20 protein-coding genes and 2 pseudogenes are annotated in these 23,932 nt (G+C 70.8%); 13 read left to right on the plus strand and 9 right to left on the minus strand.

Annotation, left to right across the window (positions count from 1 at the left end):
- From ABT367_RS32065 to ABT367_RS32080, 4 genes and pseudogenes are all read left to right on the plus strand, one after another.
- Window positions 1–409 (plus strand): annotated as a pseudogene (locus ABT367_RS32065) (hypothetical protein); the annotation flags it as partial.
- Entirely contained in the window at window positions 399–1,166 is a 768-nt protein-coding gene (locus ABT367_RS32070) for a vWA domain-containing protein (RefSeq protein ID WP_165332654.1), read from the plus strand. The pseudogene ABT367_RS32065 and the gene ABT367_RS32070, both read left to right, overlap by 11 nt.
- A gap of 3 nt (window positions 1,167–1,169) precedes the next feature.
- On the plus strand, window positions 1,170–1,991 hold the full coding sequence (locus ABT367_RS32075; protein WP_352256781.1) for a PP2C family serine/threonine-protein phosphatase: 822 nt from the start codon (window positions 1,170–1,172) through the stop codon (window positions 1,989–1,991).
- Complete coding sequence (locus tag ABT367_RS32080) at window positions 1,988–3,241, plus strand: hypothetical protein (protein ID WP_352256782.1); 1,254 nt, start codon at window positions 1,988–1,990, stop codon at window positions 3,239–3,241. Before ABT367_RS32075 ends, ABT367_RS32080 begins: the two co-directional genes overlap by 4 nt.
- A gap of 29 nt (window positions 3,242–3,270) precedes the next feature.
- On the opposite strand, the gene ABT367_RS32085 is transcribed toward ABT367_RS32080, so the two are convergent.
- Both ABT367_RS32085 and ABT367_RS32090 read right to left on the minus strand, forming a co-directional pair.
- Window positions 3,271–3,573, minus strand: a complete 303-nt coding sequence (locus tag ABT367_RS32085) for an AzlD domain-containing protein (RefSeq protein WP_352256783.1) — start codon at window positions 3,571–3,573, stop codon at window positions 3,271–3,273.
- Window positions 3,570–4,319 carry an AzlC family ABC transporter permease gene (locus tag ABT367_RS32090; protein WP_352256784.1) on the minus strand — a complete coding sequence of 250 codons (750 nt, stop codon included), beginning with the start codon at window positions 4,317–4,319 and terminating at the stop codon, window positions 3,570–3,572. Before ABT367_RS32090 ends, ABT367_RS32085 begins: the two co-directional genes overlap by 4 nt.
- A 64-nt stretch (window positions 4,320–4,383) precedes the next feature.
- Between ABT367_RS32090 and ABT367_RS32095 the strand changes: the two genes are divergently transcribed.
- On the plus strand, window positions 4,384–5,034 hold the full coding sequence (locus ABT367_RS32095; RefSeq protein ID WP_352256798.1) for a CGNR zinc finger domain-containing protein: 651 nt from the start codon (window positions 4,384–4,386) through the stop codon (window positions 5,032–5,034).
- A gap of 114 nt (window positions 5,035–5,148) precedes the next feature.
- Entirely contained in the window at window positions 5,149–5,556 is a 408-nt protein-coding gene (locus tag ABT367_RS32100; RefSeq protein WP_352256785.1) for a hypothetical protein, read from the plus strand.
- Window positions 5,557–5,606: 50 nt separating this feature from the next.
- Here the strand turns inward: ABT367_RS32100 and ABT367_RS32105 are convergent, their stop codons facing one another.
- The 4 genes from ABT367_RS32105 to ABT367_RS32120 form a co-directional block, all read right to left on the minus strand.
- The gene (locus ABT367_RS32105) at window positions 5,607–6,818 is read right to left on the minus strand and encodes a pyridoxal phosphate-dependent aminotransferase (RefSeq protein WP_352256786.1); all 1,212 of its coding nucleotides are present in this window, start codon (window positions 6,816–6,818) and stop codon (window positions 5,607–5,609) included.
- 132 nt (window positions 6,819–6,950) lie between these two features.
- A complete protein-coding gene (locus tag ABT367_RS32110; RefSeq protein WP_352256787.1) occupies window positions 6,951–8,261 on the minus strand; it encodes an MFS transporter in 1,311 nt (436 codons plus the stop codon).
- A 236-nt stretch (window positions 8,262–8,497) separates the two neighbouring features.
- The gene (locus tag ABT367_RS32115; RefSeq protein ID WP_352256788.1) at window positions 8,498–10,099 is read right to left on the minus strand and encodes an N-acyl-D-amino-acid deacylase family protein; all 1,602 of its coding nucleotides are present in this window, start codon (window positions 10,097–10,099) and stop codon (window positions 8,498–8,500) included.
- A 61-nt stretch (window positions 10,100–10,160) separates the two neighbouring features.
- A complete protein-coding gene (locus ABT367_RS32120) occupies window positions 10,161–11,495 on the minus strand; it encodes an amino acid deaminase (RefSeq protein ID WP_352256789.1) in 1,335 nt (444 codons plus the stop codon).
- A gap of 293 nt (window positions 11,496–11,788) precedes the next feature.
- Here ABT367_RS32120 and ABT367_RS32125 point away from each other — a divergent pair, with 293 nt between their 5' ends.
- From ABT367_RS32125 to ABT367_RS32145, 5 genes are all read left to right on the plus strand, one after another.
- Window positions 11,789–12,805 (plus strand): sugar kinase, encoded by a 1,017-nt coding sequence (locus ABT367_RS32125; RefSeq protein ID WP_434975584.1) that lies wholly within the window; start codon window positions 11,789–11,791, stop codon window positions 12,803–12,805.
- Window positions 12,802–13,551 (plus strand): IclR family transcriptional regulator, encoded by a 750-nt coding sequence (locus ABT367_RS32130; RefSeq protein WP_352256791.1) that lies wholly within the window; start codon window positions 12,802–12,804, stop codon window positions 13,549–13,551. The genes ABT367_RS32125 and ABT367_RS32130 overlap by 4 nt, the downstream gene beginning before the upstream one ends.
- A gap of 46 nt (window positions 13,552–13,597) precedes the next feature.
- Window positions 13,598–14,008 (plus strand): RidA family protein, encoded by a 411-nt coding sequence (locus ABT367_RS32135; protein ID WP_165334226.1) that lies wholly within the window; start codon window positions 13,598–13,600, stop codon window positions 14,006–14,008.
- 146 nt (window positions 14,009–14,154) lie between these two features.
- Window positions 14,155–15,642: a GntP family permease gene (locus ABT367_RS32140; protein ID WP_352256792.1), complete on the plus strand. Its 1,488-nt coding sequence runs from the start codon at window positions 14,155–14,157 to the stop codon at window positions 15,640–15,642.
- Window positions 15,643–15,774: 132 nt separating this feature from the next.
- Window positions 15,775–16,182: a hypothetical protein gene (locus ABT367_RS32145; protein ID WP_352256793.1), complete on the plus strand. Its 408-nt coding sequence runs from the start codon at window positions 15,775–15,777 to the stop codon at window positions 16,180–16,182.
- Between the two features lie 74 nt (window positions 16,183–16,256).
- Here the strand turns inward: ABT367_RS32145 and ABT367_RS32150 are convergent, their stop codons facing one another.
- On the minus strand, window positions 16,257–17,603 hold the full coding sequence (locus tag ABT367_RS32150; RefSeq protein WP_352256794.1) for a M14 family metallopeptidase: 1,347 nt from the start codon (window positions 17,601–17,603) through the stop codon (window positions 16,257–16,259).
- A gap of 256 nt (window positions 17,604–17,859) precedes the next feature.
- On the opposite strand from ABT367_RS32150, the gene ABT367_RS32155 reads away from it, so the two are divergent.
- The gene (locus ABT367_RS32155; RefSeq protein WP_352256795.1) at window positions 17,860–19,200 is read left to right on the plus strand and encodes an Nramp family divalent metal transporter; all 1,341 of its coding nucleotides are present in this window, start codon (window positions 17,860–17,862) and stop codon (window positions 19,198–19,200) included.
- 149 nt (window positions 19,201–19,349) lie between these two features.
- Here the strand turns inward: ABT367_RS32155 and ABT367_RS32160 are convergent, their stop codons facing one another.
- The gene (locus tag ABT367_RS32160; protein WP_352256796.1) at window positions 19,350–21,566 is read right to left on the minus strand and encodes a trypsin-like serine protease; all 2,217 of its coding nucleotides are present in this window, start codon (window positions 21,564–21,566) and stop codon (window positions 19,350–19,352) included.
- Window positions 21,567–21,601: 35 nt separating this feature from the next.
- Window positions 21,602–22,120: a hypothetical protein gene (locus tag ABT367_RS32165; RefSeq protein WP_352256797.1), complete on the minus strand. Its 519-nt coding sequence runs from the start codon at window positions 22,118–22,120 to the stop codon at window positions 21,602–21,604.
- Between the two features lie 400 nt (window positions 22,121–22,520).
- Here ABT367_RS32165 and ABT367_RS32170 point away from each other — a divergent pair.
- Window positions 22,521–23,932, plus strand: a pseudogene (locus ABT367_RS32170) (ALF repeat-containing protein); the annotation flags it as partial.

Genomic DNA, 23,932 nt, shown 5'->3' on the forward strand with positions numbered 1-23,932 from the left:
GCCGGACCGCGGGCCCGCCCCCCCCCCCCGCCACGGCCCGCCCGGCGATCCGTACGCCGAAGACCCCTCCCCGCTCGACGAGGACCGGCGCACGCGCCAACTCGCGGTGCCCGCACCGCACTTCGGCGAGCTGCCCGCACTCCCGTATCCCAAGGCCCTGGTCCGCTCGGCCCTGCACCCCGAGGGCTACGTGGAGATCGACCGCTGCCTGTACCGCGCCCGCTGGACCGGCGGCCCCGCCTCCTCGCCGCCCGGCGTGGGCGAGTTCGTCGACATCCGCGACGTATCCGAAAACGCATCCGCAGACGTGTCCGAGGACGACGAAGCGACAGAACGAGGCACACCGCACCTGCTGGCCCTGCCTCCCGCGAGGACCCCGCAGCACACAGGAGACAGCCATGATGAATGAACCGCCGCCCACCGCCGTGCCGCAGTACGCGGACTTCGACTTCGAGCTGGACAACAACGCCCAGCGGCTGCCGCTCGTCCTCTGCCTCGACAACTCACGCTCCATGGAGGGCCGTCCGGTGCAGGCGCTCAACGAGGCGCTGCGCGAGTGGACCCGTGAGCTGCACGACGACGTCAGCCTCAGCTACAGCGTCGAGGTCGCCGTCATCACCTTCGGCGACCAGTCCGTGACCGCCTACCGGGGCGCCGAGCCGCTCCATCCGGGCATGAACCTCAGCCCGTTCGTGCCCGCGCACGCCTTCACGCCGCCGACCCTTGCGGCGAACGGCGTGACGCTGATGACCGAGGCCGTCGAACTCGCCATGCACATCGTGGCCGCCCGCAAGACCGAGCTGCGCAAACTCGGCCTGCAGTACTACCGCCCGCAGATCTGCCTGGTCACCGACGGTCTGCCCACCGACGGCACCGGCCACTACACCACCACCTGGCAGCGCATCGTGCCCGTGCTCGCCGAGGAGCAGCGGGCCCGGCGCTTCCGGCTCTACGCGATAGGCGTCGGCGGGATCACCGACCGCGGCCAGGCCGTCCTGCGGGCCTTCGCGCCCACGTACAACGCCCAGTTGCAGGGCTTCCCGTTCCGCGAGCTGCTGCAGATGATGTCGGCGAGCGCGGCCGCCGAGCAGAAGGGCGAGGGCGAGGAGGCCTTCGAGAAGATCTTCCACCAGTTCCGCACGCAGCGCCCCGCCTGGGAAGCCTGAGCGATGGGACGCGGGGGCGCGGCAGCGCGCGGCGGCGGGACGTGGCGCACGCACGGGGTGAGCGTCGAGGGGTACCGGCACCGGCGCACCGGGACCCCGTGCCAGGACGCCTGGGACAGCGCTCAGTGGCGTACGGGCGACGGCGAGGACCCGGTGCTCGTCCTCGCGGTCGCCGACGGCGCGGGCAGCAGGCCGCGTTCGCAGGAGGGCGCGCAGCTCGCGGTCCGGCTCGCGACCGAGCACTTCGGGCGGGAGGCGGCGGAGCTGCGGGTGCCGGCCGGAGACGCGGTGCACGGGCTGCTGCACTCCGCGTTCCAGTCGGTCTGCCGCGAGTTCCTGGTGGCGGTGGAGCAGACGGGGGCGCCGGCGCAGGACTTCGCGACCACCCTCACCGTCGTGGTCATCACCCCTGACTGGCTGGGGCACTTGAGCGTCGGCGACGGACTGGTGATCGTCCGGGCGGGCACGGGCGCGGACGGCACCGGTCTCTTCCACCTCCTGCCGCAGGCCGAGGCGGCCAGCGAGTACAGCAACGAGACCGTCTTCCTCACCTCGCGCGACGTGGGGCGCTGGGTGCGCACCGACTGTGTGGACGATCCCGGGATCGACGCCGTGGTCCTGTCCACGGACGGTCTCACCCAGGCGGCCCTCACGCGCTTCCAGACCCCCAACGCGTCCTTCCTGGCCGCGGTGTTGGGCCCCCTGGAGTCCCCGGCGAAGGACCCGGACGACGACGAGGCGGAGCTCGCCGAGCTGCTGCGCTCGGACCGGCTCTCGGCGGTCAACGCGGACGACAAGACGCTGCTTCGGGCGGTACGGGTATGAGCGCGCGCGGCGGTACGGGGACCAGCGCCCGCGCCGGGACGGGGCGCAGGGTGCTGCTCGACGGGCGGCCGGTCACGCTGGCCGAACGCCCGCTGAAGGGCGGCGGTGAGGCCTCGGTCTACCCGGTCGAGGGCGAACCGGGCATCGTCGTGAAGCTCTACCGGGAACGCCCGGGGCCCGAGCAGGAGCGCCGGCTCACCCGCATGCTGGCCATGTCCCCGCTCGGCGACCGGCCTCTGGACTCCAACCAGGCACCCGAACTCGCCTGGCCCACCGCGCTGGCACGCTCACCCGAGGGCGCCTTCCTCGGCTATGCGATGCGGCGCTTCGGGGAGCCCCAACACGTCCAGCTGGTGGGCCTGTTCACCCGCTCCCAGCGGCTGCGGCTCTTCCCCGAGCGGGCCGACTGGCGCTTCCTGCTCGGTGTCGCCTGGAACCTCGCGTTCATGACGGCCCGTATGCACCACGAAGGCCTGGTCGTCGGCGACTTCTCGAGCAGCAACGTGGTCGTCGACCGCAACGGCTTCGTCACCTTCCTGGACTGCGACTCCATCGCCTTCACCGACCGGGGGACCCGCGAGTCCTTCCCCTGCCTGATGCACACCACCGACTACTCGGCGCCCGAACGCCAGGCGGGCGGCCCGGCGTCGACCGAGAGCGACGACTTCGCGCTCTCGGTCCTCGTCTATCAGCTGCTCGCCGTCGGCAACCATCCCTTCGGCGGCGTCCCGCACGACAGCCAGGAGGACTCGACGGTCAAGGACAACATCGCGGCGTCCATCTCGTACGTGGTCCGCCCGGAGAAGGTCGTCGTCCCGCGCGGCATCATCGACCCCACCGTGCTGCCGCCCGGCCTGCTCACCCTGGCCCGCCGCGCCTTCGGCCCCGGCGTGCTCGACCCGAAAGCCCGGCCCACGGCGCAGGACTGGCTGCGCGCGCTCGACGAGGAGCGCGGGCGGGTACGGGTCTGCGGCGCCCGCCCCCGGCACTCGTACGGCTCCCATCTGACGGCCTGCCCGTGGTGCGCGCGGGCGGCGGTGGGCGGACAGGACCTGTTCAACCCGCCCCCGCAGCGGCCACCGGTCCAGCCGCCCCTGCGTCCGCAGTCCCAGCCTCCGCCGCATCCCCAGCCGCCTCCGGCGCCCGTCGTCACGCAGGCCGGCTTGGACAGCCGGAAGCTGGTCTGGGTTCTGGCGGTGGTGATCGCCGTGATCGTCTTGGTGGCGTTGGTGGCGTCGTTGGATGCGTAGCCGGTGAGCCGCCGGGGCGCTGCGGAGCACTACGGGATGCGCAGCAGCGCCGTCACGGCGACCGCGGCCACCAGGGCCACGGGGAGAGGGGCCCGGCGCCAGAGCAGCAGCGGGACGACCGCGAGTCCCGCGAGCACGGTGAGGTCCACGGCGCTCCAGCGGGGGCCCAGGACGTCCACGACGACGAATCCGGCGAGCAGGGCCGGGGCCGTGAAGGCGATGACCGACCGGACCCGCGGGGACAGGGTGCGTCCGCCGAAGAGGGCGGGGCCGAAGGCCTTGCACGTGAAGCTGAGGACGGCGACGGCGCCGATGGTGAGCCAGAGAGTCATGGTGCGACCTGTTCGTCGGAGTGGACACGGTGCATGTCTTCGGGCCGCGGGGCTGGTGACCGCAAGAGCGCGACGAGGGCTGCGAGTGCCGTGCCAACGAGGGCGGGACCGGCCGGCAGGAAGAGGATGAGGCCGGCCGCGAGTGCGGCTCCGAGCAGGGCCGGCAGCCGGTTGATCCGTTCCCGGCGGACCTCGTCGAAGAGCAGCGCGACGAACAGCGCCGGCGTCAGGACGTCGAGTCCGAGCCTGTGGAGGAGGTCGGGGTCGGGGGAGGCCACGACGCCCAGGGCGGTGCCGGCGACCCAGGCGGGCCACTGGATCGCGGTGGCTCCGAAGAGCAGATACCTGTCGAACCGGCCGCCCCCGAGATGAGCGGCGGCCCATGAGCCGTCGACCACCGCCTGGCCTTCGAGTGCACGGCGGATCCGGCCGCCGCGCAGATCACCGGCGACAGCGATGCCCATGGGGATGAATCGGCTGTTGACCAGTGCCGCCGCTGTCACGGCGCCGGTGATCCCGCCGCCGGAGCCCAGGGTCGCAAGCAGGGCGAACTGGGCGGATCCCGAGAAGACCGCCATCGAGCAGATGACGGGCGCGAGATGTCCCCAGCCCTGCGAGGCGCTGATCGCGCCGAAGCTGACGGCGAGGAGGAAGGCCGCGGCCGCAAGGCCGGACCCGGTCTTGAGCCCGGCGGCGAAGCTCGCTCGCGGCGAGACGGCGGCTTGCGCTGATCGGAGGCTGCTCATGTCTCCAATTCTAACAACCATAAGCTCTTATGGTTGTTAGAGGTCCGAGTATGCTGGCTGCGTGATGAGTGAGCAGGCCGTACTCCGCACGCCGGACGCGTCGGGAAGTCCGCACGACTCCGCGGTGCCCCTCATCGGCGGCCACCCGGTACTCGATTTCGCCAACACCGTCGCCTGGCGCCTGGACACGGCCCGCGCGGCGGACCGTGTCCACGGCTTCGAGGCGTGGGTGCGCTGGGCCGTCGCGAGTGGGCTGCTCACCGCCGACCGCGCGGAGGCGCTGCTCCGTTCAGAGACGGCGGACTCCGCGTCCACGCGGGCCGCGATCGCGGCGCTCACGGACCTGCGCGCCACCCTCTGGCCGCTCCTGGACGCCCTCGTCGATGGCGAGGAGCCTCCCGCTGAGGAGTGGGAGGCTCTGCGGCGGAGCCTGTTGCAGGCCCGCGAGAGCGCCACGCTGCCCCCCGCCTTCCCGCTGCGGTGGCAGTCCGGCACGGACCGTCTCGGCGACCTGTCCCACGCGCTGGCGCTGCGGGCCGAGGAACTGCTGGGCGGGGACGGCCTGAGCCGGGTCCGGCGCTGTGCGGGCCCCGGATGCGGCTGGTTCTTCCTTGACCGCTCCCGGAGCGGGACCCGGCGCTGGTGCAGCTCGGACGACTGCGGAAACCGGGATCGCGCCAGGCGCCACTACTCCCGCACCCGGCAGAGCGGGTGACCTCGCGGGACGCCTGTCACTGCGGCGTCCCGACCGGGACCGTAGCGTCGAGCAGACTCAACTTTAGACTGGATCTAAGCTAGGATGTGGTCATCCCAGCCTGGAGGTCCTGCCATGTACGAGCCGATCCGCGCCAAGTCGGTCCACACCATGGGCCCCGACGGAGATTTCCCGCACCGCACGCGCGAGGAGGAGCTCGAGCTCCAGCTCGCCGGTCACCTCGCGGCGCTGCTCGCGGTGACGGACGAGCTGCGGGGACTCGCGCCTTCCGCCGAACTCGACGAGGCCTCGGCCGAGTTGGCGGCCGCGGTCACGCGCCTGCGCGGCGGGCGCGCACCGGTCCGCGCGGGCGTCGCGGCGGCGATCCATGAGCCCCATCTGGCCGCGCTCCACCAGCGCGCCCACGCCCTCGCGGGGCGGGCGCTCGTGGTGGCGGCTTCGCGGGCGGACACCTCGGCGGCGATCCTGGCGGCGCGCCGGATGGAGGCGCACGCGGAGGCGCTCACGCCGGCCGCGGTCTGAGGCGTTACGGCGTTACGGCGTTACGGCCGACCGTATCCGCGTATCCGGCCTTACGGCTGCCCGTACCCGTCCAGGAACTTCCCGATCCGCGTGACCGCCTCCGCGAGGTCCGCGGCCTGCGGCAGCGTGACGATCCGGAAGTGATCCGGCTCGGGCCAGTTGAACCCCGTCCCCTGCACCACCATGATCTTCTCGGCCCGCAGCAGATCGAGCACCATCTGCCGGTCGTCCTTGATCTTGAAGACCTTCGGATCGAGCCGCGGGAAGAGATACAGGGCCCCCTTGGGCTTCACGCACGTCACGCCCGGGATCTGGGTCAGCAGCTCGTACGCCGTGTCCCGCTGCTCGACGAGCCGCCCGCCCGGCAGCACCAGATCGTTGATCGACTGCCGCCCGGTCAGGGCCGCGACCACACCGTGCTGCGCCGGCATATTGGCGCACAGGCGCATGTTCGCGAGGATCGTCAGGCCTTCGATGTACGAGGCGGCATGGGCGCGCGGACCCGAGATGACCATCCAGCCCGTCCGGTACCCGGCCACCCGGTAGGCCTTGGACATCCCGTTGAAGGTCAGCGTCAGCAGATCGGGCGCGAGCGCGGCCGTCGGGGTGTGCGTGGCCCCGTCGTAAAGGATCTTGTCGTAGATCTCGTCGGAGCAGACAAGGAGATTGTGCCGACGGGCGATGTCCGCCAGTCCCCGCACCACGTCGTCGCTGTACACGGCGCCCGTGGGATTGTTCGGGTTGATGATCACGATCGCCTTGGTGCGGTCGGTGACCTTGCGCTCCACGTCGGCGAGGTCCGGCATCCAGTCGGACTGCTCGTCACAGCGGTAGTGCACGGCGGTACCGCCGGACAGTGAGACGGCAGCCGTCCACAGCGGATAGTCCGGCGCCGGTACGAGCACCTCGTCCCCGTCGTCGAGCAGCGCCTGCATCGCCATGACGATTAGCTCGGAGACCCCGTTGCCGATGTAGACGTGCTCGACGTCCGTCTCCACGCCGAGCGTCTGGTAGTGCATCATCACCGCGCGCCGGGCCGAGAGCAGCCCCTTCGCGTCGCCGTATCCATGCGCGGAACCGACGTTCCGCAGAACGTCCTCGAGGATCTCCGGCGGGCAGTCGAACCCGAAGGCCGCCGGATTCCCCGTGTTCAGCTTCAGGATCCGGTGCCCTGCCGCCTCCAGCCGCATGGCCTCCTCGAGAACCGGGCCCCGGATCTCGTAACAGACGTTGGAGAGCTTCGTCGACTGGATCAGCTGCATGCGGCAACTTTACGAGCGTGTTTCGTCCCGGCGCGCGGTCTTCAGGCCCTTGCGGCCTACGCGCTCCGGAAGGCGCCCACGCCCGCCTTCCATCGCAATGCGGCGGAAGGCGGGCGCGTACGGAATGCCGGATTACGGGGCGGGCGGGGCTTGGATGTACGGAGCCCCTCCGGCGGACGTGACGTCCGCCACCTTGAACGCCCGGGGGACCGCCACAAGAGCGAGCGCCGTCAGGGCCGCGCTCGTCCACAGCGGGCCGCGTGGTCCCCAGATGAGGGTGAGGCCGCCGAGGGCGGGGCCGAGGGCGGCGCCCATGTTCAACGCCGCGGTGGCGTAGGCGCCGGACAGGGTGGGGGCCCCGTCGGCCGCGTACAGGATGCGGGAGATCACGGTGGCGCCGACGCCGAAGGACAGCGTGCCGAGCAGGAGGACCAGGGCGATGACCGCCGGTCCGGATCCGGCGGTCAGGGCGAAGACGGTCCAGGCGCAGACCAGTGCCACCGTTCCGCCGCCGGCCACCGCACGCGGGCGGCTGTCGGCGAGGCGGCCCGCGAGGGTGACGCCGAGGAAGGAGCCGAGGCCGAAGAGCGCGAGGAGCGGGGGGATCCAGCCTTCCGCGAGGCCCGCCACGTCGGTGATCACGGGCGCGAGGTAGGTGAAGGCGCAGAACGTCGCCCCGTTGACCAGCGCCCCGAGCAGGAGCGCGAGGCGCAGCCGCGGACGCCGCAGGGTGCGCAGTTCGGTGGCGAGCGGCACGGGGGTGCCGGTGGACGGCGAGGCGGCCTGGTCCGCGCCTCGCGACGCCCCACCGTCGCCCGACCTCGCCGCCGCGACGTCCGCGCCCCGTGCCGCCCCACCGTCGCCCGACGGCGCCCCGGCGACGTCCGTCACCGCCGCCGACCCGACCGGCACCGACCGAGCGATCGCCACGAGCGCCGGCAGCGATACCGCCGCCACCGCCCAGAACGCCGAGCGCCAGCCCCAGAGTTGACCGAGGAACGCGCCCGCGGGCACCCCCGCCACGCAGGCCAGCGTCACCCTGCCGAGCAGCACGGAGGTGGCCCGGCCCTTCTGGTCGGGACGGACCATCGACACGGCGGTCGCCAGGGCGACGGCCAGGAAACCGGCGTTGGCGAGGGCGCCCACGATCCGGGTGACAAGGAGGACGGCGAAGTGGCCGGTCAGCGCGCCGATGACGTGGACGGCCAGGAAGCAGGTGAGGAACCCGAGGAGTGCGCCCCGCGGGGAGAGGCGGCGTGCGAGCAGGGCCATCGACGGTGCGCCGACGACCATGCCGACGGCGAACGCCGAGGTCAGCAACCCGGCGTCGGAGAGGGAGACCTGAAGGTCCCGGGCGATGTCCGGGCCGAGCCCGGCGAGCATGAACTCCGAGGTGCCTTGCGCGAACACGGCAAGGCCGAGGAGATAGAGGAAGTGAGGCACAGCAGAACTCCGCAGCACACGGTGAGCCGTACGCGCAGATGGTGCGTACGGCTGGAGGAAAGAGGACCGTGGGACGGCATGCCGAGGGCGCCCTCTCCGCAAGGGCTCTGCGAGAGGAGGGAGAGCGGCGCGGCCACCGGGGAGCCGGTGGCTAGATTCTGGAGGCCTCGGGGCTGGACATGGACCGCAGGCTAACCAGCGCCCGCGGTCCGGTCCAAATGGATTTACGAAGAGGCTTACGCGGCCGTCCGCCGCACCGACCGCCCTGCGAGCACATCCGTCCGCTTGCCGTCCTCGATCACGAACTTGCCGTCGATCAGGACGTGCGGGATACCGACCGGCAGCGTGCGCGGGGACTCGAAGGTGGAGCCCGCCGCGACCGTGGACGGATCGAAGAGCACCAGGTCGGCGCGGTAGCCCTCGCGGACGAGCCCGCGGTCGGGCAGCCGCAGCCGGGCGGCGGGACGCGAGGTCAGATGGGCGACCGTCTCCTCGAGGGAGAGGATCCCCAACTCCCTCGAGTAGCGCCCGAGATACTGCGGGAACGTCCCGTACGCCCGCGGATGCGGCTTGAACCCCTGCAGGATGCCGTCCGAACCACCCGTGTGCACCCGGTGCTTCATGATCGCCTGGACGTTCTCCTCGTGTCCGACGTGCTGCAGGATCGTCGAGCCGAGCTTGTCGTTGACGAGCAGACGGCGGGCCGTGACCCACGGCTCCTCGCCGCGCATGTCCGCGGACTGCTGGATCGTCTTGCCGACGCAGGACGCGAGCCCGGGGTCCGAGACGCCGGAGATCTCGACGGTGTCCCATTCGATCGGCACCCCGTGGCAGCCGTCCGCGCCGATGACCTCCATGTGGTGCCGGATCTTCTCGGCGGTCTCGTCGTCCTCCAGGCGCGCGAGGATCGCCTCGGGTCCGCCCTCGCTCGCCCAGCTCGGCAGCATCGCGACGAGCGTGGTGCAGCCGGGGGTGTACGGGTACGTGTCGAGCGAGATGTCGGCGCCGGCGTCGAGCGCGCCGTCCAGGAGCGCGAGCAGATCGGGCGCCTTGCCCTTGTTCACGCCGAAGTTCATGGTGGCGTGGGCGAGATGGAGCGCGCAGCCCGCGTCCCGCGTGAGGTTCACCATTTCCTCGTACGCCTGGAGCGCGCCGGCTCCGTAACTGCGGTGGTGCGGGCAGTAGTAGCCGTCGTAGCGGGCGACGACCTTGCACAGCTCGGCGAGTTCGGAGTCCTTGGCGTACATGCCGGGTGTGTACGTGAGCCCCGACGACATGCCGACGGCGCCCTGCTCCATGCCCTCGGTCACCAACTGCCGCATCCGGTCCAGCTCTTGGGGCGTGGCCTCGCGGTCGTCCCAGCCGACGGCGTACATCCGCACGGTGCCCTGCGGGATGAGGTACGCGGCGTTGACGGCGATGCCCTGCCGGTCGAGCCGGTCCAGGTACTCGCCCACGGTGCGCCAGTCGAAGTCGATATCGCTGCCGTCGCCGTTCCAGCCGGTGATGGCCTTGCGGACCTCGCCGAGGGTGCGGTCGTCCACGGGTGCGTACGAGAGCCCGTCCTGGCCCAGGACTTCGAGCGTCACGCCCTGGGCGGCCTTGGCGCTGTGGTCGGGGTCACGCAGGAGGGCGAGGTCGCTGTGGGCGTGCATGTCGATGAAGCCGGGGGAGAGGGCGAGGCCGTCGGCCTCGACGGTCCTGGTGCCGGACGGGCGGGGCCCGTCGCCCTCTCTGCGGATCTCGGCGATCCGCCCCGCCTGTATGGCTACGTCGGCGGTGTACGCGGGGTCGCCTGAGCCGTCGATGAGTTGGGCGTTGCGGATGACGAGGTCCATGGGGGCCATCTCCATGTGCGGGTGCGTCCGGGTTGGGGTGGGGGAGAGAAAGCGCCGCAGGCTAGAAGTACGTGCGGACGAAATCGACCACCGTGCCGTCGGACTCCACGACAGGGATCAGCTGCCACTTGTCGAACGACGTGCACGGGTGCGACAGGCCCATGCCGACCCAGTCGCCCACCGACACCGCGTCCGAAGAGTCCGTACGCATCCAGGTGTGCTGGTCCGAGAGGCCGGTCACGGTGATGCCGTCGGCGGGACGGACCTCGCCGTCCGGGGTGCGTACGACCTGTGCGAAGGGCAGGTCCAGGTCGTACGCCGCATCCCGCTTGCCCGCGTTCGCGAACGCCTGCTGCGGGGTGGGCCGTGACATGACCTGGGCCCACAGCCGGAACGCCGGCTCCAGCGCACCCTCCTCCGGCACCCGGTTGAACGGAGTCAGATGCCGGTAGTGACCGTCGTCGTGCGAGACATACGCACCGGAGCGCAGCAGTTTCAGGACGGGAGCGGAAAGAGCGGGGATCTCGGCGAACACGGAAGCCACCGCGTCGAACCAGGCGGAGCCGCCCGCGCTCACCACGATCTCGTCCAGACCGGCGAAGTGCCCGTCCTTGTCGAGCTCCACGGCCAGCGCGACCAGGCGGCGCAGCCACGCCTCGACCGAGGCGAGGTCGGCGTTCGGCACCTCGCCCTCGTATCCCGCGACCCCCACGAGCCGCAGCGTGTCGGCCGCCGAGACGGCGAGCGCGATCTCGACGCACTCGGACTCCGTACGGACGCCCGTCCGGGCTCCGTCACCGGCGCCGAGCTCGATCACGACGTCGACGGGACGCGAAGCCCCGGCCGCGGCGAGCGCGGAGTGCATCAGCCGCACACCGCGTACGGAATCCACGTAGCAGACAAGACGGAAGGAGGGGTCGGCCGCCAGCTCGGCGGCGATCCAGGCGAGTCCGGGCGCGTCCACGATCTCGTTGGCGACGAAGATCCGCCGCACGCCGAAGGCGCGTGCCACGCGTGCCTGGTGGGGATTGGCCAGCGTGATGCCCCAGGCGCCGTGCTCGGCCTGGCGGGCGAAGAGCTGCGGGGCCATCGAGGTCTTGCCGTGCGGGGCGAAGGCGAGGCCGTGGCGCTCGGAGTAGGTCTCCATCAGGCGCAGGTTGTGCTCCACGCGCTCGGCGGAGAGCGCGAGCACGGGCGTGGTGAACCCGCCGGTGAAGAGGTTGCGGCGTTCGGCGGCCAGCTCGCCGACGGTCAGCCCCTCGGCGTTCGGCGGCAGCCCCTTGAAGCGGAAGTCGACGATCTCGTCCGCGAGGGCGGCGACCTTCTCGTCCGCGAGCGCGGCGACGGTCTGCGCACCCTTGCCGGCGCCGGTTCCGACCACGTTGTCGGCTGCCATGGAACCCTCCTCCTGGCTCGTTGCATCCTCTGCAACGGCCATTGCATATTGCGCTTACCTCTGTCTAACATCCGTCCCAACACCGGGTCAACGCCCGTTGGAGGGCCGGGACCGGCCAGGACGAAAGTCCCTGAAAGGGTGCCCAGTTGAGGGCCCTCGGGCCCAACGGGACCATCCCGCCGGGCCCAAAGGAACCACCCCGAGAAGGAGCCGACGTGCCCCACCAGAACGTGCCCGGCCCCGGAGCCGTCGCCGGAGCCCCGCGCTTCGACGTCGCCTGCCTCGGCGAGTCCATGGTCACGTTCCGGCCCACGCAGCCCGGGCGCCTCGCCGACGTGCCCGGCTTCGACCGCGGAATCGGCGGCGCCGAGTCCAACGTGGCCTGCACGCTCGCCCGCGCCGGCCACAGCGCGCGGTGGATCGGCCGCGTCGGCGACGACGGTTTCGGCGAGTACCTCACGCGCGAGATCGCCCACTGCGGAGTGGACACCTCGGCGGTACGCAGGGACGGCGAGCGGCCCACGGGGATCTACTTCCGTACGGCCGGCGACCGTGCCACCGACGCCCACGAGGTCGCGTACTACCGCGCGGGCAGCGCCGCGTCCGCGATGTCCCCCGCGAACGTGGACACCGACGCGCTGCGCTCCGCGCGCATCGTGCACCTGTCCGGCATCACCGCCGCACTCTCCGAGGACTGCCTCGCCCTCATGCGCGAGCTGACCGTGCCCCGCACCGGGCGGCCGCTCGTCTCGTTCGACGTGAACCACCGGCCGGGTCTGTGGCGTACCCCCGAGGACGCGCGCGTGCTGCTGGAACTCGCGCGCGGCGCGGACCTCGTCTTCGTCGGCGACGACGAGGCGGCGGCCGCCTGGGGCGTCACGGACGACCCGGACGCGATCCGCGCGGCGCTCCCGCAGCCGCGCACCTTGGTGGTCAAGCAGGGCGCGACGGGCGCGACCGTGTTCCACGAGGACCTCCGCGTCTCCGTTCCCGCCCTCACCGTCGAGGTCGTCGCGGCCGTCGGCGCCGGTGACGCCTTCGCCGCCGGCTTCCTCTCCGCGACCCTGCGCGAACTGCCCGCCGCACAGCGCCTGAAGCACGGCCACCTGTGGGCCGCCGCCGCCCTCACCGTCCCCGGCGACATGGCCGAACCGCCCGGCCGCGCCCACGCCGACCACCTTGCCGCACTCCCCGACGAGGAGTGGGGCACACTGCGCCTCGGCCCCGGCTGGACCAGGACCGGGGCGAAAGAGGACCGGGGCACGCCCTGTCCGAGCGAAGCCGAGGAACTCGGGGGAACCACCTCATGAGCCAGACCGTCGACCGCGCGCTGAGCATCCTTCCGCTGCTCGCCGAAGGGCCCGCCGACCTCGGCCAGGTCGCCGAGCGCCTGGACGTGCACAAGTCCACCGCGCTCAGGCTGCTGCGCACCCTGCACGAACACGGCCTCGTCTACCGCCAGTCGGACCAGCGCTACCGCCTCGGCGCCCGCCTCTTCGCGCTCGCCCAGGAAGCCGTCGAGAACCTGGACGTACGCGAGATCGCCCACCCGCATCTCGTCGAGCTCAACTCCAAGATCGGGCATACGGTCCACCTCGCCGTGTACGAGGAGAACGAGGTCCTCTACATCGACAAGGTCGAGAGCCGCTACCCGGTGCGGATGTACTCCCGTATCGGAAAGCCCGTCGCCATCACGGTCGCCGCGGTCGCCAAGCTGCTGCTCGCCGACCTCTCCGAGCCGGAGCGGCGCGCGATCGCGGAGAAGCTCGACTACCCCCAGTACACGCCCCGTTCGACCCCCGACGCGGCCGCGTTCCTCAAGGAGCTCACGGTCGTACGCGAACAGGGCTGGGCCACCGACCTGGGTGGCCACGAGGAGTCCATCAACTGCATCGGCGCCCCCATCAGGGGCGCGGACGGCCGGGTCGTGGCCGCGATGTCGGTGTCGGCGCCCAGCGTGGTCGTCACCGCCGACGAACTCCTCACGCTGCTCCCCGTCGTACGCCGCACCGCGGATGCGATCAGCCGCGAGTACTCGGGCAACGCGCCCACGTAACCCCGGTAGACAGCGCCTTCAACACCCCACACAGCAAGGAAAGTTCATGACCGAGAAGATCCAGCTCACGCCGTCCACCCACACCGCCCCGCCCGCGAAGTTCTCGCACGGCGTGAAGAAGGGCAACATCCTCCAGGTCGCGGGACAGGTCGGCTTCCTGCCGGCCGAGGAGGGCAAGGCCCCGACCCCGGCGGGCCCGACCCTGCGCGAGCAGACCCTTCAGACCTTCGCCAACGTCAAGGCGATCCTCGAAGAGGGCGGCGCCACCTGGGACGACGTGATGATGATGCGCGTCTACCTCACGGACGTGGACCACTTCGCGGAGATGAACGAGATCTACAACGCGTACTTCGAGGAGCAGGGCCTCAAGGCCCCGGCCTCCGCGCGCACCACGGTCTACGTCGGTCTCCCCAAGGGCCTGCTCATCGAGATCGACGCGCTGGCCGTCCTCGGCTGAGACCCGGCCGACTCCCGTACGTACGTGCCCTTAACCACGCCCGGCCCTCTCACCGGCAGGGCGCGCCGCCTGCCCGGCGCGCCCTGCCGTGACCCGCTCTGCCCGGAACCGCCGCAACACCCGTACAGAACAATGGAGTTCCCCCCATGTTGCCCGGAATATCACTCGCCGCAGCCGCGCCCGCCGCCGAACCACCGGAGCCCACCGGCGGAATCCTGCCCTTCATCGGCGGCACCGGAGGTCTGCTGACCGTCGCGGTCCTCGGTATCGCCCTGCTCCTCTTCCTGATCATCAAGGTCAGGCTGCAGCCCTTCGTCGCACTGCTCGCGGTCTCCATCGCCGTCGGTCTGTCGGCCGGCCTGAGCGTCACGCAGCTGTTCGGCACGGTCCAGAAGTCCGATGCCGTCTCCATGATCGAGACAGGCATGGGCGGCATCCTCGGCCACGTCACGATCATCATCGGTCTGGGCACGATGCTCGGCGCGATCCTCGAGGTCTCGGGCGGCGCGGAGGTCCTCTCCAAGCGGCTGCTCGGCTTGTTCGGCGAGAAGCGCGCCCCGCTCGCCATGGGTATGACCGGCCTGATCTTCGGTATCCCGGTCTTCTTCGACGTCGGCATCTTCGTCCTCGCGCCGATCGTCTACGCGGCCGCCAAGCGCTCCGGCAAGTCGATCCTCCTGTACGCGATGCCGCTGCTCGCGGGTCTGTCCATGACCCACGCGTTCCTGCCGCCGCACCCGGGCCCCGTGGCCGCAGCCGGCCTCTTCAACGTCTCGCTCGGCTGGGTCATCCTCATGGGCATCGCCTGCGGCATCCCCGCCGTGCTCGCCGCCTGGGCCTACTCGGCCTGGATCGGCAACCGCATCTTCGTGCCCGTACCGCAGGACATGCTGGAAGCGGCCGAGGAGGCCAAGGAGGCCGTCGCCACCGAGCAGCGCGAGGCCGGTGTGAAGCCGCCGGAGCAGCCCGTCCCGCTCGGCACGGTGCTGACCATCATCGGTACGCCGCTCCTGCTCATCCTCGCCGCGACCTTCTCCTCCATCGCGCTCGACCCCTCGACCCTGCGCTCGGTCATCGAGTTCTTCGGCCACCCGTTCGTGGCCCTGACGATCGCGCTGCTCATGGCGTACTACCTGCTCGGTCTGCGCCGCGGCTGGTCGCGCAAGTCCCTGGAGACGGTCTCGACCGCGTCCCTGAAGCCGGTCGGCAACATCCTGCTCGTCGTCGGCGCCGGCGGTGTCTTCGGCGCGGTCCTCAAGGGCTCGGGCATCGCCGACGCCCTGGCCGAGACCTTCGACGACATGGGTCTGCCGATCATCGTCCTGGCGTACCTGATCTCCCTGGTCCTGCGCGTCGCCCAGGGTTCGGCCACGGTCGCGATCGTCGCCACGGCCGGCATCGTCGTCCCGCTTGTCCAGGGCGGCGACCACTCGCAGGCCTTCCTGGCCCTGGTCATCATGGCCATCTCGGCCGGTTCGATCTTCGCCTCGCACGTCAACGACGGCGGCTTCTGGATCGTCGCGAAGTACTTCGGCATCTCCGAGCGCGACACCCTCAAGTCCTGGACGGTGCTCGAGTCGGTCCTTTCGGTGGCGGGCTTCGCGGTGGCGGCTTTGCTGAGCCTCTTCGTGTAGGGGACAGTCCCCTCCCGCCCGGGGGCCGAAGCCCTTCTCAGGCTATCGAGCCCCACTGACAACTCACCTCGTCGTCGCACATGAGCGCCCCCGGTCTTCTTCGACCGGGGGCGCTCACGCACAATTGGCGTCATGTCGACCCCAGGCTTCGGCCCGCCGCCCGGACAGATCCCGCCGCCGCCTTCGCACGCTCCGCAGCAGCCGTACGTGCCGCAGGCACCGCAGCAGCCGTACGCCGGGCAACCGGCTCCCGCCGGACCGGAGTTCGTGGCCTTCGACAAGAGCAACGCCCTGGTGATCGACGGGGCCGGCATCTCCTTCGACCTCGGCGGCCAGGTGGCCGACTTCCCCTGGGAGCAGGTGGCCCAGCTCCACTACACGGCCCAGGGCGTCCACCTGCGCGTGGGCATCACCCACACCGCCGGGTGGTTCCACGAGTGCGTCATCAACGCCAAGAAGCAGCAGAAGATGATCCAGTGGCTCACGGAGCTGGGCCCGGTAGCCGCCTACTACCAGGCCCAACTCGCAAGCCGCGGTTGAGAGCTCAGAGCTCAGAACTCAGACCTCAGACCTCAGAACTCAGAACTCAGATCTCAGAACTCAGATCTCAGAACTCAGACGCAGTACTGCGACTCCTTGCCGATGGACCGGTACATGCAGTCCGCGTTCTCGAGCAGCTGGAGCACCGCGTCCCGGTTGCGTGAGGTCTCGCGCTCGATCACCTCGTCGGGCGGGTAGAAGCCGCCGCCGCTCGAGGACCTCGGGTACATCTCGAAGGTGTAGTGGAAGATCTTCTGCGATCCCCACATCCAGTCACCGATCGACCCGTCCGTGATGTACAGATCGCTGGACTGCTGCGGCGTATAGCCGTTGGACGCGGCCATCTTCTGGCCGATCGCCGCATGCGCGTTGCGGTCGTCCGCCGTCAGTCCCGTCGCGGTGTCGTTGTACGTGTAGCCGTACGGCCACAGCACGAGCTCGCTGTACGTGTGGAAGTCGATGGACGCCTTGATCTGCTGCTTGCCGCCGATGATCCGGCTGCGCACGAAGTTCGCGACGACCTTCACCTCGGGCGCCGACTCGGCCGAAGGACCGCGGTAGGTCTCCGACGAGGTCGAGCCCGAGGAGCCGCCGCAGCAGCCCCAGCGGTGGGCCCAGTTGCGGTTCAGGTCCGTGCCGACGTACGAGGAACCGGAGTTGGGCTGCCGGTTCTTGCGCCACGAGCGGTACGAGCCGGTGGCGATGTCGTACTCGCCGCCGTCCGGGTTGACGTCCGGGATGATCCAGATCTCCCGGCCGTTGACCATGTTCGTGATCCTCGAGTCCGCCCCGTATCCGGCGCCGAGCTCGCGTACGAGATAGAGCGCCATCTCGACGGTCAGGTGCTCACGGGCGTGCTGGTGGTGGGTGAACAGGACCTCGGGCTCGGCCTCGTCGCTCGCCACGTTGTCACTGATCTTGATGGCGGTGATGTCCCGGCCCTGGTACGACTTGCCGATCACGCGCTTGCTCATGATCGACGGATAGGCGGCCAGACGCTGGTCGAGCTCCGCGTTCATCTCGGCGTAGTTGTGATAGCGCGAGTCGGCCGAGGGGAAGTCGAGCGGCTCGACATCCGCTCCTTCGAGGCGCTCGGGCACGGCGCCCAGCGGCTCCAACTCATATCCCTGTGCGCGCAGTTGCTTCGCCTGCGCGGCGTTGGCGGTGACGACGACGGTGTGCCCGTCGCTCTCGTCGACGGACACACCGGACCGGGCGATCTTCGTGACGGCGGCCCGGTCGAGCTTGTTGCTGTGCACGTGGATCTCGTACTGCTGCCGGCTCTCCTCCTGGGCGACCGCTTCGGCGCGCGCCTTGTCGGGCGAGGCGTCGGCGGTCAGCGGGGCGGCGAGCGCGAGGGCCACGACGGCGGCGAGGGCCGCGGTTCTCTTTCCGGTGGTTCCGCGTATGCGTAGGCGCATGACATCTCCGTAAGCGTGGTGGGGGTGGCTCATGGCGACGCGGGTGCGGCGGTGCGGTGTCCGCGGTGCGGTGAGGCGACTGACTCTGATGCCGTGTCCGCTATGCGGTGAGTCGAGTGCGGTTGTGCGGGGTCATCGTGAGGCAGTGGCATGGCCTCGTCAATAGCCACTCCCGCACGCCCCCTTGTGTCACGGCCGGAAACAGCCGATGGTGACCGGTGATCTCGATCATCGGGGACGAGCGGGGAGGCGCCATATGGCCGATACGGACGGCACGACCACCAACACCGCACCACGCAAATCCAGTTGGAAGTACATCGGCCCGGGCATCGTCGTCGCCGCCACCGGCGTCGGCGCCGGTGACCTGGTGGCCACCCTGATCGCGGGCAGCAACTTCGGCTACACGCTCCTGTGGGCCGCGATCATCGGCTGCGTCGTCAAGATCTCCCTGGCGGAGGCGGCGGGCCGCTGGCATCTGGCCACGGGGCGCACGCTGTTCGACGGCTGGCGCAGTCTCGGCCCGTGGACCACCGTCTTCTTCGTCGTGTACGTGGTCGCCTGGGGCTTCGTCTACGGCGCCACGGCGATGACCTCGTCGGGGCTGCCGCTCTTCGCGCTGTTCCCGGACGTGATGGACCTCAAGTGGTGGGCCCTCGCCTGCGGTCTGGTGGGTCTGGTCTTCGTCTGGTTCAACCGGTACTCGGTCTTCGAGAAGGTCATGACCGTCCTGGTCGGCGTCATGTTCGTCGTGACCGTCTATCTGGCGATCAGGGTCACCCCGAACCTCGCCGACACCTTCGCGGGCCTGCTCCCGGTGGTGCCGGACGCGAAGGACTCGGTCCTCAACACCCTCGGCCTGATCGGCGGCGTCGGCGGCACGATCACCCTGGCCGCCTACGGCTACTGGGTCAACGCCAAGGGCTGGACCGACTCCGGCTGGATGAAGGTGATGCGCCTGGACAACCGGGTCGCCTACATCACCACCGGCATCTTCGTCGTCGCGATGCTCTTCGTCGGCGCGGAGCTGCTGCACTCCGCCAACGTCGCCCTCGCCAAGGGCGACCAGGGCCTCGTCCAGCTCAGCGGCATCCTGGAGAAGGAGTACGGCGCGGCCACGGCCAAGCTCTTCCTGGTCGGCTTCTTCGCCACGTCCTTCACTTCGCTGATCGGCGTCTGGCACGGAGTGAGCCTGATGTTCGCCGACTTCGTGGCGAACTACCGCCAGTCGAGGGCCGGTTCCGACGCGGTGGCCCACTCGGCAGCCGAGGTGGCGGCCGGACGGCGCGAGCGCTCGCTGCCGTTCCGCGCGTATCTGCTGTGGCTGACGGTGCCGCCGCTCCTTATCGTCTTCGGCGTGGACGTCCTCGGCCTCTCCTTCGAGGACCCGTTCCGCCTGATCATCATCTACGGGGTGCTCGGCGCGGCCTTCATGCCGTTCCTGGCCCTCACCCTCATCTGGCTCCTCAACTCGTCCCGCACACCGGCCGAGTGGCGCAACGGGTGGGTGAGCAACGGGATGCTGTTCATCGCGGGGGCGCTGTTCCTGGTGCTGTGCGTCAAGCAGATCTGGGACATGGACTGGGGCAGCTTCTTCTGACGGCTCCCGCCGCGTACTCCCATACAGCCGGAGCCCCCGATGGCGCGAGTGCCATCGGGGGCTCCGGTGCGTGGAGGCAACGCTGTCCGCCGGGTGTCACCCGTCGGCGGACGCACCGTGTCCGCCGGGCGTCACCTGTCGCGCGCCGACTACCGCGCGTTGTATCCGAAGCGCGACCCGTTGGCGGGGAAGCCGCCGGTTCCGGGCTTGTACGTGGTGACGGCGGCGTTGGTGCCACCGCTCACGGTGTTGGCCATGGGCAGCGCGTACAGCGCGCCCTGGGCACTGGGTCCGTAGGGCATACCGGCGTAGAGCTTGGTGCCGGTGTAGTGGATGCTGCGGCCCAGGTACTGGTCGGCGCCCGCGGTGCCGGGGATGCCGTCGCCGTCACCGGTCTCCAGCCACTTGTCGTTGGTGCCCGGGGTGCCGAGCAGCGCGAACGTGTGGATGGCGCCCGCCTTGGCGGCCGTACCGACGGCCTCGTTGGGCGTGCCGACGGCGATTCGCAAGGTGGCCGCGGTACCGACCGCGCGGGGCGACAGGTTGACCGCGCTGATCCGCTCACCCATGCGGTCGCCCGCCTCCGAGGTGCCGACGACGTCGTCGTCCCCGGTGCCCTGCTGCAGGGAGGTCTTCTGCGTCCAGGTGCCGTCCGCCTTGATGTGGACCACGAAGACCATGCCCGCGTCGGCGCGCTGCGTGGCCCCGCCGTCGACGGACAGGGCCTCGCCCGGGGCGCCTATGGTCAGGATGGAGTCCGTGGCGCCGGTGGCGGCCGTGGTCGGCCGGAACGCGGTCAGCGCGAGCGAGGCACCGAAGTCGTCGCCCGGCTCGGCACCACCGGAGATCGTCTCCAGGTCCTGGTCGAGACCGAACAGCGGGGTGGGGCTGTTGTCCGCGTTCAGCTTGTTCGGGTCGAACACCGCGAGACCGCCGGCCTCCTTGTCGGCGCCGATGGCCTCGCTGGGGCTGCCGATCGCGATCTGGTTGGCGTTCGCGGCCAGCGCGGCGCCGAACCGGTCGCCTTCCTCCGGATTGCCCGGGACACCGGTCTTGTCCTGGTGGATCGCCACGTTGTCGGCGTTGGTGACATAGAACGCGGAGCCCGCGGTCTTGACCGTGCCCAGCGCCTCACCGGGATTGCCGATCAGGATGAACGGCTCACCGGCCCGGGTGGTGCCCGCGGCGACCGCGTGACCCATCCGGTCCCCGGCCTCCGACGCCGAGGCCTTGATCGCGGCGGTGCCCGCGCCCTGTTCGAGGTGCGTGTTCTTCACCGTGCCGGTGCCGAGACCGCCCGGGGCGCCGTAGAGGACGTCCACGAATCCGGCGTCCGTGGCGGTGCCGACGGCCTCGTTGGGGGTGCCGACGACGAGGTCGGTGTAGCCGTCCTCGTTGTAGTCGACGGTCGCGAGCTGCTCACCGAACCAGTCGCTCTGCTCAGCCGCTCCGGGGACCCAGTCGAGGTCCTGGTTGATCTCCGCGGTGCCCTTGCCGCCGCCGTACGAGATCCGCACCACGCCGGCGCCGGTCACGCTGCCCACGGTGGCCGCCGGGTCGCCGATCGCGATGTCCTCGGCGCCGTCGCCGTTGAAGTCGGCGATGCGGGTGGCGCCCACCTTGGAGCTCACCCACGAGGCGAGGTCGTCGACGCGCGCGATGACGCCGGCCGTGCTGGTCTGGGTCTCCGCCACCTCGAGGCAACCGCCCTGGAAGGACTGGCTGTTGAGCCCGACGAGCTTGCCCGCGCCGATCACCGGGCCGCCGGTGTCGCCCGCGCAGGCGGCCGCACCGTTCTTGCCGGTCACGTTCGCGGTGGTGGCCGCCGCCGCGTCTACGCCGTACGTGCCGGTGTGCAGCCTCAGCGGCGCCCACTCGGTCTTCGTACGGCCGTACCCGGCGAACGTGAGCTCCTGGCCGGCGACGGGCGCGGCCGTGGCGAGCGCCACCGGAGCGACATTGGTGACCGGCCGGTTGAGGCGGGCCAGGACCACGTCGCGGTCCGTGCGCGGCACGAGCTCGACCACACGGCGCTCGGCGCCCTGTGTGCCCGCGAGGTCGGCGCGGCCGATCACGGCCGTGGTCCTCTTCGCCGGGGCTCCGGCCGGCACCGCGAGCGAGACCGCGGGGTCGTCGGCGAAGCAACTGGCCGCCGTCATCAGCCACTCGGCGTCCACCAGGACAGCGGAGCAGCCGCGGTCGTGGGGGCCGACGGTGATCTGGGCGGTGTAGGCGTACGTGGTGTCCGAATCGGCCACGGGCGTGCCGGTGACCGCCGACGCGGGCACGGCGCACAGCGCGAGCGACCCGCCGGCCAGGGCCGCGCCGAGCGCGGCGAGGCGGGGGCGCCTGGTGGAGTGCTGCATGGGGATCATTTCCTCAATCACAGGGTCGGCGACGGCTACTTGGAAGTCCGGATCTCGACGAGCATGTGCTCGCGCCCGCCTGGGTCCGCGCTTTCGCCGACCGCCGTGTAAGCGCCCTTCGCGACATCGAACGACACCTCCTCGGTGTCGACCGTCATATCCACCTGGGCCGACTGGTCGGCCGATCCCTTGATGCCGTATACGGAGGGGATTTCAAGGGTCAGCCAACCGCTGTTTCCGGTCACCTTGAAGCAGACCTTGTCGTTCGACCGTGCCCACACTTCGAGCAGACCGGTTTCACTTGCGCAGTCGGCGAGCGTGATACGCCCGTCCCCGCGCTTGAGCACAATGTTCTTTTCGGCCAAGATCTTGTCGGCGTGCGGGTAGTCGTAGTTCTCGACGGCGTACCCAGGTGCCGCATCCGCGACCGCTTCGGCGTGTTGGCCGGTTGAACCCGTGCCGGAGATCTGGCCCCCCGCCATCACGGCCCAGGCCAGGGCGCCTGCCGCGGTGGCGGCGCCCAGAATGCGCATCAATGCGCTGCGTGGCTTCATCACAGTCCTCGAACTCGACCGCCGGTACGAAGCCGGCGGAGATGAGAGATGTACCGCCCCCTGCGGCCCAAGTCCCGTATGCAACACAGCGGTTCCGGTTGCGTCCAATGCTGAAACCGGTCGCAACCGGGGTAACCGGCGAGTACTCGCTGTGATGTGCGCCATGTGCGGAAAAGGTTGTACGGAAAGCGGTTTCGACTCCGTATCCGATGTATCTGCAATTGATTAAGGTGCGCTCTTCTGTAGCCGTCCGGCAATTCCTTGTCTAATGTCACCTCCGCCCTTCCCTGCGGGCCATTCCTGCTCTTCCTTTACGGGTCCAATCCGCCTGCCTGTCCTGAATGGTGGGCTCTTTTCCGCGTGACCCGCAAAGGTCCGACTCCCTTCCTGAAGGACCGTTTTGGACACCATCTTCTGGAGCAGACGGCGCGTACTCACCACGCTCGCCGCCGGTACGGCCGTCGCCGCCACGTCGAGCCTCGTGCTCAACCCGGGCATCGCCCGCGCCGCGGAGGAGCCCGCCGACGGCACGGGCCTGCCGGACACCGACCGCGGCAAGGCGGTCTGGGCGTTCAAGACCGGCGGCCGGGCGGTACGCGACGGTGCGGCGCGCGCGCTCACCGGCACCCCGGCCGACCTGACCAGGTTCCTCACCCAGGACCTGCCGGTCCTGACGGCGGAGGACAACCGTTTCGGTGTCCTCGCGGCGCTGCCGCTCGCGGGCCGCGCCGTCCGCACCTCCGTCAACACGGCGCTCGGCGGCGGCGACCAGGCGGTCGCCGCCTACCTCGCCGGAGGCTACGCGGCGCACCTCCACGAGGACCTGCGCCAGGCGGCCTTCACCGTCCTGAACAACAGCGGCAACGCCGTGCGGCGCGAAGCCAACAAGGCGCTCACCGCGGACACGGACACCGCGCTCAAGACCTTCCTGACCGACGGTGTGGTCAAGGCCCAGCAGGAAGACGACCGTGTCGCGGTCTTCACCATCCTGAACACCGCGACCCCGGAGGTGAAGAAGTACGCCGAGCGTGCGCTGAGCGACGGTTCGCCCGACGCCATCCGCACCTTCCTGACCTCGGGCCAGTACATCGCCCGTGCCAGGGACGAAGAGGCCGCGACCATCGACCAGTTGGTCGCGATCGTGGAGCGTGAGGGCAAGCTCGCCGGACTTCAGACGGAGCAGGCCGTCGCCGCCTCCGAGAAGGCCAAGGACGCTGCCGAGAAGGCCAAGGCCGCCGCTCTCAAGGCGGCGGACGAGGCCCGCGCCGCACAGAACGACGTGGCCAAGTCGGCGAAGGCCGCGAACGCCGCCGCGTCCGCCGCACAGGGCGCCGCCTCCGCCGCCAACCGTGCGATCGCCGCCTCCCGTACGGCCCAGAACGCCTCGCACCGCGCGGCCCTGGCCGCCCAGGCGGCCGCGGCCGCCGCCGCCACGGCGGGCAATGCCGCGGCCCGTGCGTACAGCGCCGCGATCGCGGCGTCCAAGGACGCGAACAAGGCCGAGGCCGCGAACCTGGCCGCCCAGGGCGCGAAGGCCGCGGCCGCCAAGGCGCGTACCGCCGCCGCGGCGGCCAGGAAGGCCTCGAGCGCCTCGCGCAGCGCCGCGTCCGCGGGCAGCGCCGCCGCCTCCGCCGCCCAGAACGCGGCCGCTGCCGCCGCCGCTTCCCCCGACGCCGCGGCCGCATCGGGCGCCGCCCAGGCCCAGGCCGCAGCCGCCCGGCGCGCCGCCGCCGAGGCCGACGCCGCGGCCGCTCGCGCCACCAAGGCCGCCAACTCGGCCCAGACGCTGGCCAACCGCGCGGCCGACGCCGC

It is taken from the genome of Streptomyces mesophilus (assembly GCF_040300965.1).
GTDB lineage: Bacteria > Actinomycetota > Actinomycetes > Streptomycetales > Streptomycetaceae > Streptomyces > Streptomyces mesophilus_A.

Coding starts and splice junctions, on each gene's coding strand:
- ABT367_RS32140 (WP_352256792.1), top strand. CDS start 14,155: ATGTTGCCCGGAATATCACTCGCCGCAGCCGCGCCCGCCGCCGAACCA.
- ABT367_RS32160 (WP_352256796.1), bottom strand. CDS start 21,566: ATGCAGCACTCCACCAGGCGCCCCCGCCTCGCCGCGCTCGGCGCGGCC.
- ABT367_RS32090 (WP_352256784.1), bottom strand. CDS start 4,319: ATGAGCAGCCTCCGATCAGCGCAAGCCGCCGTCTCGCCGCGAGCGAGC.
- ABT367_RS32135 (WP_165334226.1), top strand. CDS start 13,598: ATGACCGAGAAGATCCAGCTCACGCCGTCCACCCACACCGCCCCGCCC.
- ABT367_RS32150 (WP_352256794.1), bottom strand. CDS start 17,603: ATGCGCCTACGCATACGCGGAACCACCGGAAAGAGAACCGCGGCCCTC.
- ABT367_RS32070 (WP_165332654.1), top strand. CDS start 399: ATGATGAATGAACCGCCGCCCACCGCCGTGCCGCAGTACGCGGACTTC.
- ABT367_RS32105 (WP_352256786.1), bottom strand. CDS start 6,818: ATGCAGCTGATCCAGTCGACGAAGCTCTCCAACGTCTGTTACGAGATC.
- ABT367_RS32115 (WP_352256788.1), bottom strand. CDS start 10,099: ATGGACCTCGTCATCCGCAACGCCCAACTCATCGACGGCTCAGGCGAC.
- ABT367_RS32095 (WP_352256798.1), top strand. CDS start 4,384: ATGAGTGAGCAGGCCGTACTCCGCACGCCGGACGCGTCGGGAAGTCCG.
- ABT367_RS32125 (WP_434975584.1), top strand. CDS start 11,789: ATGGTCACGTTCCGGCCCACGCAGCCCGGGCGCCTCGCCGACGTGCCC.
- ABT367_RS32075 (WP_352256781.1), top strand. CDS start 1,170: ATGGGACGCGGGGGCGCGGCAGCGCGCGGCGGCGGGACGTGGCGCACG.
- ABT367_RS32145 (WP_352256793.1), top strand. CDS start 15,775: ATGTCGACCCCAGGCTTCGGCCCGCCGCCCGGACAGATCCCGCCGCCG.
- ABT367_RS32120 (WP_352256789.1), bottom strand. CDS start 11,495: ATGGCAGCCGACAACGTGGTCGGAACCGGCGCCGGCAAGGGTGCGCAG.
- ABT367_RS32100 (WP_352256785.1), top strand. CDS start 5,149: ATGTACGAGCCGATCCGCGCCAAGTCGGTCCACACCATGGGCCCCGAC.
- ABT367_RS32165 (WP_352256797.1), bottom strand. CDS start 22,120: ATGAAGCCACGCAGCGCATTGATGCGCATTCTGGGCGCCGCCACCGCG.
- ABT367_RS32085 (WP_352256783.1), bottom strand. CDS start 3,573: ATGACTCTCTGGCTCACCATCGGCGCCGTCGCCGTCCTCAGCTTCACG.
- ABT367_RS32130 (WP_352256791.1), top strand. CDS start 12,802: ATGAGCCAGACCGTCGACCGCGCGCTGAGCATCCTTCCGCTGCTCGCC.
- ABT367_RS32155 (WP_352256795.1), top strand. CDS start 17,860: ATGGCCGATACGGACGGCACGACCACCAACACCGCACCACGCAAATCC.
- ABT367_RS32080 (WP_352256782.1), top strand. CDS start 1,988: ATGAGCGCGCGCGGCGGTACGGGGACCAGCGCCCGCGCCGGGACGGGG.